This window comes from Kribbella swartbergensis (assembly GCF_054784135.1).
In genome coordinates, this window is the sequence record NZ_BAAGPM010000015.1 from 65,266 (window position 1) to 78,604 (window position 13,339).

A 13,339-nucleotide genomic window follows, 5' to 3' on the forward strand; every position below is an offset into this window, starting at 1 on the left:
ACCTCACCCGCGGAAGGAAGCCCATGACCGCGCATGCAGCGGAAGTACAAGCCTCTGAGATTCACCACTCCCACCGCGACGTCACCGGCGGCTGGTTGCGACCGGCGACCTTCGGCGTGATGGACGGCCTGGTGTCGAACTTCGCCCTGGTCGCCGGAGTCGTCGGCGGTGGCGCGACCGGCAAGGTCGTGATCATCACCGGACTGGCCGGCCTGGTCGCCGGCGCCTGCTCGATGGCGTCCGGAGAATTCACCTCGGTCTCGTCCCAGACCGAGCTGATGCAGGCCGAGATCGAGGTCGAGCGGCGCGAACTGCAGATCCACCCCGAGGAAGAAGAGCGCGAGCTCGCGATGATGTACGAGGCGAAGGGGCTGCGGCCCGAGCTCGCCGCGGAGGTCGCCCGCGAACTGACCGCCGACCCGGACGTCGCGCTCGACGTGCACGTCCGCGAGGAGCTCGGCGTCGACCCTCACGACCTGCCGTCGCCGTGGCTGGCGGCCGGCTCGTCGTTCGCGGCGTTCGCCGTCGGCGCGGTGATCCCGTTGATCCCGTTCCTCTTCGGCGCGCTGAGCGTCTGGCCGGCGCTGCTGCTGAGCGCGCTCGGCCTGGTCGTCACCGGCGGCATCGTCGGCAAGATCACCGCGCGGCCGTTCTGGTACGGCGGTGGACGGCAACTGCTTCTCGGTGGGCTGTCGGCCGCGGTGACGTTCGTGATCGGCCTGGCTGTCGGTACCGGGCTGTCATGACGGCCGGAGGGCGGCCGTTGCGTGTCACGGCGCTGATCAAGCAGGTGCCGAAAGGTGACCACAGCGGACGCCTGGACGCCGACGGGCGGCTCGAGCGCGCCGGCGCCGTCACGGAGCTGAATCCGTGGTGCCGCCGGGCCGTCGCTCAGGCCGTCCGGCTGGCTCGGGAGTCCGGCGGTCGCAGTACGGCGATCACCATGGGACCTCCGGTGGCTGCCGACGTACTGCGCGAGGCGCTGGCGTGGGGTGTCGACGACGCGTTTCACCTGAGCGATCCGGCGCTCGCCGGGTCGGACTGCCTCGTGACGGCGCGCGCTCTCGCTGCCACGATCGCTCTGCTGGACGAACGGCCGGATCTCGTCCTGGTCGGCGCCAGCTCGGTCGACGGCAGCACCGGAGCAGTCGGCGCCATGCTCGCCGAACTCCTCGGCCTGCCCTTCACCGGGCCGGTCCTCACCCTCGAACCGGACAGCTTCGGTGCGACGATCCACCTCCGCACCACCGTCCAGCACGACACCGGCACCGAGACGGTCGACGTACAACTGCCCGCGGTGGTGGCGGTAGCCGAACGCTCCTGCCAGCCCGCGAAGGCCCCCGCCGAAACCTGGCCCTCCGCGGACCGCATCCGCCGCGTCACCACCGCCGACCTCATCCCAGGCCGCTGGGGCCTCCCCGGCAGCCCCACCAAGGTCGCCACCGTCCACCCAGCCCCCCACACCCGAAATCCAGTCATCTTCCGAGGCCACCCCCAAACCCAAGCCCTCCGAGCCCTAACCGAACTCCACACCCGAGGCTGCTTCGAGGCCTCCCGTGCGGAGCCGACAGAACCTGTTGCTGAACCCTCGCAAAGCGGCGATGAAGTAGTGGTGCTGGTTGGGGCCGGCCCGGAGGCTGGGACTCAGGCGTTGCTGGGGGCGGCCGCGGAGATTGCGGCTGAGGTTGGGGGTGGGGTTACTGCAATAGGAACAGTGGAGAGCAGCGGCGAGCTGGCGCGGTGGGGGGCGGATGTGGTGGTGAGGTTGACGGGGGATGAGCCTCGGCCGGTGGCTGAGAGTTTGGTGAAGTGGATGGCGGATCGGGAGCCGTGGGCTGTGCTCGGGGCCGCGTTGCCGTGGGAGCGGGAAGTGCTGGCGCGGCTCGCCGTGGCGACCGGTGCCGGGTTGATGTCCGACCTGATCAGCCTGAGCATCAGCGGCACCCGGCTGGCCGGCCGGAAACCGTCGGGCGGCGGCACCCTGGCCGAGATCATCAGCCACGGCTCGCCGCAGATCGCGACCATCCGCACCGGCTTGCTGCCCCTCCGCACCCCACGCGCCGATCGTCCCCTCGACGAACACACGCTGCCCGTGGCCGACGATCCAGCGGTACGCCGGGCAGAGCGTCGTACCGGAAGCGAAGGAGACGCCCTCGACCGGGCGGACGTGGTGATCGGAGTCGGCCGTGGCGTGGCACCCGACAGCTACGCCGAACTCGAGCCGCTCCGCGCGCTCCTCGGCGCCGAGTTGGCCGCGACCCGGAAGGTCACCGACGAAGGCTGGCTGCCGCACGGACGCCAGCTCGGCATCACCGGCCGCAGCGTCGCGCCGCGGATGTACGTCGCGGTCGGCCTGTCCGGCAACCTGAACCACCTGGCCGGGGCGAGCCGCGCCGGCACGGTCCTGGCCATCAACACCGACCCGGCCGCGGAGGTGTTCGCGCACTGCGACGTCGGCCTGGTCGCGGACTGGCGGGAGGTGATGCCCCACTTGGTCGAAGGACTGCGGAATCGTGTGAGTGTGCGAGAGGCCGGATAACCTGTGCGGCATGGCGACGACCCGACGGACGAAGGCAGCGGTGACCACCCCTGACACCGAGGGTTGGCTGCTGCTGATCTACAAGGTGCCCAGCGACTCGTCGCGGGCGCGGGTGGCGGTCTGGCGGGAGCTGAAGCGGCTGGGCGGGTTCTACGTCCAGCAGGCGGTGTGTGTGCTGCCGGACCGCGACGACCTGCGGACCGGGATGGAGAAGGTCCGCGAGCGGGTCGCCGAGCTCGGCGGGTCGAGTGTGTTCCTCACCCTCACCGATGTGGACGAGGACGCGCGGTCGCAGTTCGTGGAGGGCTTCCGGAGTCAGTCCGCGAAGGAGTACGCCGAGATCGTCGAGGAGTGCGAGACCAAGTTCGTCAAGGAGATCGAGTTCGAGCGGTTCCGGGAGAACTACACGTTCGAGGAGGCCGAGGAGATCCGGCAGGACCTGGAGAAGCTCCGCCGCTGGCTGGCGAAGGTCGAGGGCCGCGACTGGATGGGTGCCGACGGCAAGGAACTGGCCCGCGCCAAGGTCGCCGAGTGCGAACGCCTGCTGGAGGAGTTCGAGGCCGACGTCTACGAACGCACCGAGGGCAAGGTCTGACCCGGCCGAGCCTGTGGTTCCTGGTTGCTCAGGTGGTGCGGCGGCGGGGTTTGGGGCGGGGAGTCGTCCGGGGAAGGCCCAGGACGTTCTCGTCGGCCAGGGAGTAGCCGTTGAGTTGTTCGCGGAGTTGGTTCATGCGTTCGGTGTTGCTCAGCGCGCGTTCCCGGTCGTGGGCGGCGACGGCGATCGTCAGCGCCTCCAGCAGGATGAGCACCATCGCCTGACTCGTGAACGTGCCGGGCCGGCTCATCCGGGTCGACAGCACGACGGCCACCTCGTCCCGTAGCGCTTCGCCGAGGGTGTCGGTCACCAGGATCACCGGTACGCCGGCCTCCGAGCAGTGGTCGATGACGATCCGGGCCTCGCGGCTCAGCCGGTTGTGCGCCATCACGATGACGACGTCGTCGGGTTCGAGCAGCAGGATCCGGTCCGCCAGCCGGTAGCCGGTGTCGCTCGCGACCCGGGCCCGGTGCCCGATCCGGGTCAGGTGGGTGGCGATGTACTCCGAGACTCCGTCCAGACCGGCGAACCCGCACATCACCGTCTCCCGGGCGCCGTCGACCAGCTCGACCGCGCGGCGGAACTCCTCCGGGTCGATCAGTTGCTCGGCCATGGTCAGGTGCTCGATGTGATCGCGCAGCGTCGCCCGCAGGACCGCCTCCGGTCCCTGGCCGAGCGACTCGAGGCTGGCGCTCAGCCGGTTGGCCGGGGTGAGCAGGGTCTGCAGGTGGCCCTGTAGCGAACGCTTCAGGCCGGGCAGACCGTCGTACCCGAGCGCCTTGGCGGTGCGTACGACGCTCGCGTCGCTGGTGCCGGTCGCGCGGCCGAGCTCCTCGGCGGACGAGAACGCGGCCTCCTGCGGGTGCGCGGACAGGTACTCCGCCACCTTCCGTTCGGTCGCGGTGAGGCCGGCGAGCCGTGCCGCCACCCGCTCCTGCAAGGTGGGCGGCTTGATCTCCGCAGTGGTCACGGCGCTGTTCACCCCTCACGGTCGTGCGGTCGCTACGGACCGATCATGTCACCCGCGGGTTCAGATCACCGCCAGGTAAACCCGGGCAGAACCCGTTGACAGGGATTGTAGCAATCACTACCGTCAACTGAATATTCGTAGTGAACACAACGAACGACCGGTCGGAGCGGCCCCAGCTCCCCGGCTCCGGCTCCATCCCCGTCCATGCAGGGAGCATCCGTGATCGACACCATCGACATCTCGGCAACGGATCCGCGGGTGCGCGGTCACCAGTACGGCGAGGCCGCCCGCGACCGGATCGCCGCCTCCGTGGCCTTCTACGCCGAGTCCGTCGCGCACAAGACCGGACTGGGCTGGCCGCAGGTGCTGGAGCGGGCGGCCGGCTGGGTGCCGATCATCGAGGGCTACCTGCCGGACATCGTGCCCGAGTTGCGCGGGATCGCCGAGGGTTCCGGCCGCACCTTCGAGGAGATCGTCGCGCTGAACAGCCGCGGCGAGCTCACCCGCGGGCACCCCTTCGAACCCCAGGACGACGAGGGCTGCACGTCGTTCGCGATCCTGCCCCAGGCCAACCCGCTGGGGCGGACCTGGGCTGGGCAGAACTGGGACCTGTGGGCCGGCGTCGCCGACACGATCGTCGCCGTACGGATCGCGCAGCCCGGCAAGCCCACGATCATCTGTCACGTCGAGGCCGGCCAGGTCGGCCGGCACGGCGCCAACTCGGCCGGTATCGCGCTGAACGCGAACGGCCTGGGCGCCGGCTTCGGCACCGGACTGGGCGTCCCCGGCGCCTTCGTCCGCCGCAAGGTCCTGGAGAGCTGGGACTTCCACGAGGCGCTGAAGGCCGTCTTCGACGCCCGCCAGACCTTGTCCAGCAATCTCCTGCTCACCCACCGGGAGGGTTTCGCCATCGACGTCGAGACCACGCCCGGACGGCACGGCTGGATGTACCCGGCGGAGGGGTTGCTGGTACACGGCAACCATTTCCAGGCGTTCGTCCCGCCCCAGCTCGAGAACACCTACCGGCCGTTCTCGGTGGATTCGCTCTACCGGGTGCCGCGCGTCGAGAAGGGCCTGCACCGGGTCCGCCGCGACGGCACCACCGAGGGGGCGCTCGTGAAGATCGTGCAGGACACGATGAGCGACCACTTCGGTCACCCCGACGCCGTCTGCCAGCACGTCGATCCGCGCCGGCACGAGCTCGACCGCTACGCCACCATCGTGTCCAGTCTGGTCGATCTGACCACTGGCACCTACCGGCTCACCCCGGGCCTGCCGTGTGCCAACAGCTACCAGCAGCTCCCGTGGAATCTCTACGACGGTCCCGGCCCGGACGACCGTCCCGACGTCCCCGGTCCGGCGCACGCACTCGCCGGCGCCCGATGACCCAGCTTCAGTCCGAGGAGCACGTGCCATGTCCTACTCCGCCACGAAAGTACGGCGTGCTGTCGCCGTAGTAGCCCTGACCGCCGCCGCGGCCGCCCTGACCGGCTGCGGCGGCTCCTCCGCCTCGCCGTCCACCGGCGCGGCGCCGAACGCCGACCGCGCCGCGGCGGCCGAAGGCGTCAGCCCGAACGTCAACCTGGACCAGTGCGGGAAACCCACCCGCACTCTTCAGCACGACCTCGGCACCGCCACGATCACCGGCAGCCCGACCCGGGTGGTGGCGCTGGAGTACTCCTTCGTCGACGCCCTGGTCGCCGTCGGGATGTCACCGGTCGGTGTCGCCGACGACAACCAGCGCGAGCGGATCATCCCGGCCCTGCGCGACCAGGTCGGCGAGTACGCGTCGGTCGGCCTGCGGGCGACGCCGAACATCCAGGTGATCACCGCGCTGAAGCCGGACCTGATCGTCGCCGACAGCGGCCGGCACAAGGCGATCTACGCCCAGCTGGCCAAGATCGCGCCGACCATCGCCTACGCCAGTCTCAACGGCAACTACCAGCAGGTGCTGGACAGCGAGATGTCGACCGCGATCGCACTGAACAAGTGCGACGAGATGAAGTCCCGGCTGGCCGAGCACGCCAAGCTGATGGCCGAACTGAAGGCCAAGGCGCCCGCGGACGAGAAGCGCAAGGCGCTCTTCGTGCGCGCCTCGGAGAAGGGCTTCACCGGGTTCCCGCCGAAGGCGTACACGCCGGGCGTGCTGGCCGCGATCGGGATCCAGTCGGCGCTGCCGGACCAGTCCGGGGACGCGTCGGTCTCGCTCACCCTGGAGACCCTGGTGGCCACCAAGCCGGACGTGATGTTCATCGCCCCCAACGACGGGCCGACGCTGCGTGACACCTGGGCGAAGAGTCCGCTGTGGAAGGAGATCCCGGCCGTGAAGAACAACGCGACGTTCGACGTGAACCCGAACGAGTGGTCCCGGTCGCGGGGTCTGATCGCCTCCGAGGTGGTCGCCCAGGAAGCCGTCAAGCTCCTCTACGGGAAGTGACATGGTCGTGTCTGCACCGGTGGGCACCGCGCCCGAACCCGTCGAGGACGCCGTTCCCCAGCGTCCGAGGATCGTCACCAGCAAGCAGCGGGTCACCTGGGTGACGCTGGCGCTGCTGGTGCTGGTCGTGGCCGGCGTGGTGTGGAGCCTGTCGATCGGGAGCCAGCAGATCTCGCTCACCCGGCTGCCGGCGGCAATCTTCCGGGCGGATCAGCCGGACCTGATGATCATCCAGTCGATCCGTCTGCCGCGGGTGGTGCTGGCGCTGTGCGTCGGCGCCGCCCTGGCGGTCGCCGGTGCGCTGATGCAGGCGGTCGCCGCGAACCCGCTGGCGGCACCGGAGATCATGGGCGTCAACGCCGGGGCGGTCCTGGTCGTCGTACTCGCGATCACCGTGGTGCCGTCGCTGTCCGGTGCGCCGACGATCCTGCTGGCGTTCGGTGGTGCGGCAGCCGCCGGTGTGTCGGTGATGTTGCTGGCCGGGTCGGGCCGGGGCCGGGTCAGTCCGGTCCGGCTCGCCCTGGCCGGTGTGACCGCGAGCAGCCTGCTGATCTCGCTGACGCAGGTGCTGATCATCTTCGACGAGAACTCGACCGACAGCGTGCTGTTCTGGCTGGTCGGCGGCGTCAACTTCGCCGGCTGGCAGGACATTCGGAACCTGCTCCCGTGGCTGGTGGCGGGCCTGATCGGCGCGTTCGCGATGGCCCGGTCGCTGAACCTGCTGGCACTCGGTGACGACATGGCCCGCGGTCTGGGGCAGAACGTGGAACGGACGCGGATGTTCGGGTCCGCCCTGGTCATCGTGTTGTGCGGTGCCGCGGTGTCGGTGGCCGGTCCGGTCGCGTTCATCGGCCTGATCGTGCCGCACATCATGCGCCGCCTGGTCGGTTCCAGCTACACGGCCCTGTTGCCGCTGTGTTCGGTGGCCGGAGGTGTGCTGGTGCTGTACGCCGACATCGTGTCCCGCTACATCAAGCCGCCGTTCGAGGTGCCGGCCGGTGTCGTCACCGCCCTGATCGGCGCACCGATCTTCGTCTACCTGGCTCGTCGACAGAAGGTGAGCTCATGACCAGTACGGCGATTGTCGCGCAGCATGTGCGGCGTACGTCGATGGCCCAGCGGCACCCCGCCGTCCTGATGGGATCCCTCGGCGTGCTCGCGGTGGTGCTGAGTTTCTACAGCCTCAGTGTCGGCGCGACGGACGTGTCGATGCGTGACGTGTTCAATGCGATGGTCGGCAACACCAGCGATCAGGCGGCGCAGATCGTCGTGCAGTTCCAGCTGCCGCGGGTCCTGCTGGCCTGGCTGGTCGGGATCGCCCTGGCGGTGTCCGGCGCGGTGATGCAGGGGGTGATCCGCAACCCGTTGGCCGCGCCCGACGTCGTGGGCGTGACCAAGGGAGCCGGGTTCGCGGGCATGCTGTTGCTACTGGCGATCCCGGGCCTCCCGGTGGTGGCCGTCGTACCGGCCGCGTTCGCCGGTGGACTCCTCGCCGCGGCCATGGTCTATCTGCTCGCCTATCGCCGCGGCGCCACACCCGTGCGGATCGCGCTCGTCGGCATCGCGGTCAGCGCGGCGTTCGAGGCGGGGATCCGCTTCCTGCTGGTGCGCAACCCGCTGGACGTGTCCGCGGCGCTGATCTGGCTGACCGGCAGCCTGTTCGGCCGCTCGATGAGCTCGGTCCTCGAGATCCTCCCGTGGGTGGCGGTGCTGGTGCCGCTGATCGTGATCTGGAGCCGCAAACTCGACGTCCTCGGCCTCGGCGACGACCTCGCCGCCGGGCTCGGCGAGCCGGTCGAGAGGACCCGGCGGACGCTGCTGTTGTTCGCGGTCGCGCTGGCCGCCGCGGCGGTCGCGGTGTCGGGCACGATCGGCTTCGTCGGCCTGATCGCGCCGCACATGGCCCGCCGGGTGTTCGGCGGCAAGCATGTCGCCTCGATCCCGGCCGCCGCGCTCTTCGGCGTACTGCTGATGCTGTTCGCCGACATGCTAGGCCGCGGCCTCGCCCCGCCGCTGGAGATCCCCGCCGGCCTGGTGACAGCCGTGGTCGGCGGACCGTACTTCCTCTACCTGCTCGTGAAGACCGGAAAGTAGGAGAACCGCCATGCGTCTGCAGGCACAGGGCGTCCAGCTCGCCTATGACCAGCGCGTCATCGCCAAGGACCTGACCCTGACCATCCCGGACGGGAAGGTCAGCGTGCTGATCGGTCCCAACGGCTCCGGCAAGAGCACCGCGCTGCGGGCCCTGGCCCGGTTGCTGCCCCCGCAGAAGGGAAGTGTGATCCTGGACGGGAAGTCGATCCAGGACACACCGACGAAGGAGGTGGCCCGGCTGCTCGCGATCCTGCCGCAGGTCCTGGTCACGCCCGAGTCGATCTCGGTCGAGGATCTGGTCTGGTTCGGCCGTCACCCGCACCGCGCCTCGCTCAAGGTGCCGAGCCCCGCCGACAAGGAGGCCGTCGAGTGGGCGATGGACGTGACCAGTACGGCGGAGCTCCGGCACCAGCACGTGGACCAGCTGTCCGGGGGGCAACGGCAGCGGGTGTGGATCGCGCTGTGCCTGGCCCAGGGCACGGACCTGATCCTGCTCGACGAACCCACGACGTACCTCGACGTCGCCTACCAGCTCGAGGTGCTCGACCTGCTGCACCAGCTCAACCAGGAGCAGGGCAAGACGGTCGCGATGGTGCTGCACGACTTCAACATGGCCGCGGAGTACGCCGACCACGTGTTCGTGATGAAGTCCGGCGGCCTGGTCACCCAGGGGCCGCCGGAGGAGGTGTTCACCTGCGACATCATCCGGGACGTGTTCGGTGTGGAGTCGAAGGTCGTCCCGCACCCGGTCAGTGGTAAACCGATGTGCATCCCACTACGAGCCGGCCTGCGCACCCAGCTCTCGGTGGCAACCGGATAGGAGTCGTACATGACATTGAGTCCCGCGGAAGCCGCTGAGCGGGCGGAACGGGTCGCGCCGAGGCTGCGTGAGCACCTGCCGCTCACGCCGTTCGTCCGCTTCGGCGCGTTCAGCGACGAACTCGGGGCGGAGGTGCTGGTCAAGTGCGAGCACCTCCAGCGCACCGGCTCGTTCAAGGCGCGTGGGGCGATGGCGAAGATCCTGACGCTCACCGAGGAGCAGCGGGCGAGCGGCGTGGTGACGGCGTCGACCGGCAACCACGGGCTCGGCGTCGGGAACGCGCTGGCGACACTGGGCGGACGCGGCATCGTGTACCTGCCGGAGAACGCGTCACCCAGCAAGGTCGCCGCGCTGCGCCGGCTCGGTCTCGAACTACGGGCCGAGGGCAACGATTCCGGAGTGCTCGAGCCGAAGGCGCGGGCATACGCCGCCGAGCACGGCCTGGCCTACGTGCCGCCGTACAACGACCCGGACATCATCGCCGGCCAGGGCACGGTCGCGGTCGAGATGCTCGAGCAGCTGGCCGGCGCTCCGCTCGACGCCGTGGTCGTGGCCGTCGGTGGCGGCGGCCTGATCAGCGGTGTCGCGTCGGTGCTCAAGAAGCACCGGGCTGGGATCCGCGTGTACGGCGCCTCGCCGGTGCGCGACGACGCGATGGCCGCGTCGGTCCGGGCCGGCCGGATCGTCCAGGTGGACGGGCAGGAGACGTTGTCCGACGGTACGGCGGGCAGCGTCGAACCGGGCAGCATCACGTTCCCGTTGTGCCGCGACCTGGTCGACGACTGGGTGCTGGTGAGTGAGGACGCGATCGGCGCCGCGCTGCGGACGGTGATCGACACCGAACACCAGTTGATCGAGGGATCCGCCGCGATGGCGTTCGCCGCCGTACGCGCGCGCCGTACCGAACTCGAGGGGAAGCGCGTCGCCGTGGTGTCCTGCGGCGGCAACATCTCGTCCGCCACGCTGGCGGCCGCCCTGGCCTGACCCCAGCACCGAAGCGCCCGAGCCCCTCCCTCGGGCACTTCGGCCTGCCCGAATTCAGACCATTCCCTCGTCCGCCGTGCCGTTGACACGCTGAGCGCCCCCACCCCCCGCCGCCGAAGGCGGCTTCCTCCCGGCGCCGGAGGCGCCGTTCTCATAGCCGTTGACACGCTCATCACTACGTAACTATCGTTTCGTGCAGCATATGTTTCATCTGAGACGAGGATGTGGGAGATGGATGCGGCAACGTGGGGGTTGATCATCGCGACGTTCGTCGCGTGTTTCGTGGAGATGGTGGAAGCCACCACGATCGTGATGGCGATGGGGTACACCCGCAGCTGGCGGTCGGCATTGGCCGGGACCTTCGCCGCGCTCGGCGCGCTCGCGGTGGTCACCGTGGCGGCCGGCTACGCGCTGGCGAACTGGCTGCCGGAGTCGGCCCTGCAGCTCGCGATCGGCGGCCTGCTGCTGATCTTCGGCCTGCAGTGGTTGCGCAAGGCAATCCTCAGATCGTCGGGGCGAAAGGCGATCCACGACGAGGAGGCGATCTTCCGAGAAGAGGTCGAGGCGGCGAAGGCGGCCGGCCAGACCAGGAGCAGCTTCGACCTGTTCGCCTTCATGGTGTCCTTCAAGGGCGTCTTCCTCGAAGGTATGGAGGTCGTCTTCATCGTGCTGACGTTCGGCCTGAACGCCGGCAACATCCCGGGCGCCAGCCTCGGGGCGATCGCCGCGGTGGTGATCGTGCTCGGTGCCGCGGTCGCACTCCGCCGCCCGCTGTCGATGATCAACGAGAACCTGCTCAAGTACGGCGTGGGCCTGCTGCTCGCGTCGTTCGGCACCTACTGGGCCGTGGAGGGTCTCGGCATCTTCCGTGACGGCCGGGAGAGTATCGACTGGCCGGGTCACGACCTGATGATCCTCGTCCTGCTGGCCGCCTGGCTCCTGCTCAGCCGGATCTTCGTCTCAGTGCTGCGGGTCCCGGCCGCGCCGGTGGCCGCCGGTGACGTCCCTGTGGAGGTGAAGAAGTGAGGTTTCTCAAGGCCTTCGGGCAGTTCTGGTACGACTTCATCATCGGTGACGACTGGAAGATCGCCGTCGCCGTGGTGCTCGCACTCGGCCTCACGTTGGCGGTGATGGCCACCGGTCTGCTCGGCGACACCGCGCTGACTCTGCTCGGCGGCGCCGCGGTCGTGGTCGCGTTCTCCATCAGCCTGGCCATCGACGTCCGCCCCAAACGGCGCTGATCCCCTTCCCTGCTTGACCGAACCGGCCCCGCGCGAAGGTGCGGGGCCGGTTCCGTTGTCCGCACGGTCTGTAGCAAACACAACGTCTTCTCAGATTCTCGTAGTGTCTGCTACAGTGCTGCCATCGAGGCGCCCGTTCCGTCCATTGCATCGGAGGTCCCGAATGTCTGATTCACCGGTGATGCGCGATACCGCCGAGGCGGTGCTCGGGCTGCTTCCCGCGGACGTGCAGTACGGCGACGTTCGCGTCGTACGGCGGACGCACGAGCAGGTGCTGGTGGAACTCGACGGTCCCGGCGAGGTCGGGTACGACGACTCCACCGGGCTCGGCCTGCGGGTGGTGATCGGCGGCCGGTGGGGGTTCGCCGCCACTCATCGGCTGGATCGCCAGGGGCTCGACGCGGTGGTCGCCCAGGCGGTCGGCCAGGCCCGCGCGGCCGGTGGGGGCGGGCAGGTGGAGCTCGGGTCGCCGGTGACCACCCGGGCCCGGTGGTGCTCGCCGATGCAGGTCGACCCGTTCACCGTGCCGTTGTCCGGCAAGCTCGACCTACTCGCCGCGACGGTGAAGGAGGCGTCGACCGCCGGTCCGCTGGTCCAGCAGATCGAGGCCTCGATGGACTTCTACCGGGACGAGAAGGTGTTCGCGAACACCGAGGGCGCGCTGATCGAGCAGACCCTGACCGAGAGCGGCGGCGGCCTGCTGGTCAACGCCGGTGACGGCGACGACCTGCAGCGCCGGTCCTTCCCGCAGGGCGTACCGCGGCAGATCCGCGGCCAGCGCGGCGACTTCGCCACCGCCGGCTACGAGCACGTGATCTCGCTCGGCCTGGACCGGGAGGCGGCCCGGATCGCCTCCGAGGCCGTCGCCCTGCTGTCCGCGCCGCAGTGCCCGGACGAGATCACCACACTCATTGCCGGTGGCAACCAGCTTGCGATGGTGCTGCACGAGTGCGCCGGTCACCCGATGGAGGCCGACCGTGCGCTCGGGACCGAGGTCAGCCTGGCCGGCGGCACCTACGCCACCCCCGAACGCCGCGGCACCTTCCGCTGGGGGTCCCCGATCGTCTCGGCGTACGCCGACGCCACCATCCCGGGCGCCCTCGGTTCCTTCGGGTACGACGACGAAGGCGTGCCGGCGCAACGGACGCAACTGGTCAAGGACGGCATCTTCGTCGGCTACATGTCCGGCCGGGAGTCGGCCGGGGCGCTCGGTGGCGAGTCGACCGGCCAGGCCCGCGCCGACGGCTGGCAGCGGCTGCCGCTGGTGCGGATGACGAACATCTGCCTGGAGCCGGGAGATTCCTCGCTTGCGGAGATGATCGCGGGCACCAAGCGCGGCATCCTGGTCGACACCAACCGCGGGTTCTCGATCGACGACCAGCGGATGAACTTCCGGTTCGGCACCGAGATCGGCTGGGAGATCCGCGACGGCAAGGTCGGCCGGATGCTGAAGAACTGCACGTACCAGAGCGTGACACCGCAGTTCTGGGCCAGCCTCGACGCGCTGGGAGGACCGGACGAGTGGAAGGTGCACGGCGTCCCGTCCTGCAACAAGGGCGAACCGCTGCAGGTCGCCCACGTCGGTCACGGCACGGTCCCAGGCCGCTTCCAGAACGTACAGGTGGGCCGATGAGCGGCCGAGGCGGTCGGGTGGAGGAG

13 protein-coding genes are annotated in these 13,339 nt (G+C 69.7%); 12 read left to right on the top strand and 1 reads right to left on the bottom strand.

The window, feature by feature from the left end:
* Nucleotides 1-23: 23 nt before the first annotated feature.
* The 3 genes from ACYVOK_RS11165 to ACYVOK_RS11175 are packed head-to-tail and all read left to right on the top strand — an operon-like array spanning nucleotide 24 to nucleotide 3,134.
* A complete protein-coding gene (locus ACYVOK_RS11165; RefSeq protein WP_460662252.1) occupies nucleotides 24-746 on the top strand; it encodes a VIT1/CCC1 transporter family protein in 723 nt (240 codons plus the stop codon).
* Nucleotides 743-2,539: an FAD-binding protein gene (locus tag ACYVOK_RS11170; RefSeq protein ID WP_460662253.1), complete on the top strand. Its 1,797-nt coding sequence runs from the start codon at nucleotides 743-745 to the stop codon at nucleotides 2,537-2,539. Before ACYVOK_RS11165 ends, ACYVOK_RS11170 begins: the two co-directional genes overlap by 4 nt.
* A 10-nt stretch (nucleotides 2,540-2,549) precedes the next feature.
* The gene (locus ACYVOK_RS11175; protein WP_460662254.1) at nucleotides 2,550-3,134 is read left to right on the top strand and encodes a Chromate resistance protein ChrB; all 585 of its coding nucleotides are present in this window, start codon (nucleotides 2,550-2,552) and stop codon (nucleotides 3,132-3,134) included.
* Between the two features lie 28 nt (nucleotides 3,135-3,162).
* On the opposite strand, the gene ACYVOK_RS11180 is transcribed toward ACYVOK_RS11175, so the two are convergent.
* Nucleotides 3,163-4,104: a MurR/RpiR family transcriptional regulator gene (locus ACYVOK_RS11180; protein WP_460662255.1), complete on the bottom strand. Its 942-nt coding sequence runs from the start codon at nucleotides 4,102-4,104 to the stop codon at nucleotides 3,163-3,165.
* 219 nt (nucleotides 4,105-4,323) lie between these two features.
* On the opposite strand from ACYVOK_RS11180, the gene ACYVOK_RS11185 reads away from it, so the two are divergent.
* The 9 genes from ACYVOK_RS11185 to ACYVOK_RS11225 all read left to right on the top strand — a co-directional run bounded on the left by ACYVOK_RS11185 (nucleotide 4,324) and on the right by ACYVOK_RS11225 (nucleotide 13,313).
* Nucleotides 4,324-5,490: a C45 family autoproteolytic acyltransferase/hydolase gene (locus ACYVOK_RS11185; RefSeq protein ID WP_460662256.1), complete on the top strand. Its 1,167-nt coding sequence runs from the start codon at nucleotides 4,324-4,326 to the stop codon at nucleotides 5,488-5,490.
* Nucleotides 5,491-5,518: 28 nt separating this feature from the next.
* Nucleotides 5,519-6,541, top strand: a complete 1,023-nt coding sequence (locus tag ACYVOK_RS11190; RefSeq protein WP_460662257.1) for an ABC transporter substrate-binding protein — start codon at nucleotides 5,519-5,521, stop codon at nucleotides 6,539-6,541.
* Nucleotides 6,542-6,548: 7 nt separating this feature from the next.
* The gene (locus ACYVOK_RS11195) at nucleotides 6,549-7,610 is read left to right on the top strand and encodes a FecCD family ABC transporter permease (RefSeq protein WP_460662258.1); all 1,062 of its coding nucleotides are present in this window, start codon (nucleotides 6,549-6,551) and stop codon (nucleotides 7,608-7,610) included.
* Nucleotides 7,607-8,635, top strand: coding sequence for a FecCD family ABC transporter permease (locus tag ACYVOK_RS11200; RefSeq protein WP_460662259.1), 1,029 nt, complete (start codon nucleotides 7,607-7,609; stop codon nucleotides 8,633-8,635). Before ACYVOK_RS11195 ends, ACYVOK_RS11200 begins: the two co-directional genes overlap by 4 nt.
* A gap of 10 nt (nucleotides 8,636-8,645) precedes the next feature.
* Complete coding sequence (locus ACYVOK_RS11205) at nucleotides 8,646-9,455, top strand: ABC transporter ATP-binding protein (RefSeq protein ID WP_460662260.1); 810 nt, start codon at nucleotides 8,646-8,648, stop codon at nucleotides 9,453-9,455.
* A gap of 9 nt (nucleotides 9,456-9,464) precedes the next feature.
* Nucleotides 9,465-10,439 carry a threonine/serine dehydratase gene (locus ACYVOK_RS11210; protein WP_460662261.1) on the top strand — a complete coding sequence of 325 codons (975 nt, stop codon included), beginning with the start codon at nucleotides 9,465-9,467 and terminating at the stop codon, nucleotides 10,437-10,439.
* A 231-nt stretch (nucleotides 10,440-10,670) separates the two neighbouring features.
* Nucleotides 10,671-11,465: a COG4280 domain-containing protein gene (locus ACYVOK_RS11215; protein WP_460662262.1), complete on the top strand. Its 795-nt coding sequence runs from the start codon at nucleotides 10,671-10,673 to the stop codon at nucleotides 11,463-11,465.
* Complete coding sequence (locus tag ACYVOK_RS11220) at nucleotides 11,462-11,680, top strand: hypothetical protein (protein ID WP_460662263.1); 219 nt, start codon at nucleotides 11,462-11,464, stop codon at nucleotides 11,678-11,680. Before ACYVOK_RS11215 ends, ACYVOK_RS11220 begins: the two co-directional genes overlap by 4 nt.
* A gap of 163 nt (nucleotides 11,681-11,843) precedes the next feature.
* Nucleotides 11,844-13,313 carry a TldD/PmbA family protein gene (locus ACYVOK_RS11225; protein ID WP_460662264.1) on the top strand — a complete coding sequence of 490 codons (1,470 nt, stop codon included), beginning with the start codon at nucleotides 11,844-11,846 and terminating at the stop codon, nucleotides 13,311-13,313.
* Nucleotides 13,314-13,339: the final 26 nt, after the last annotated feature.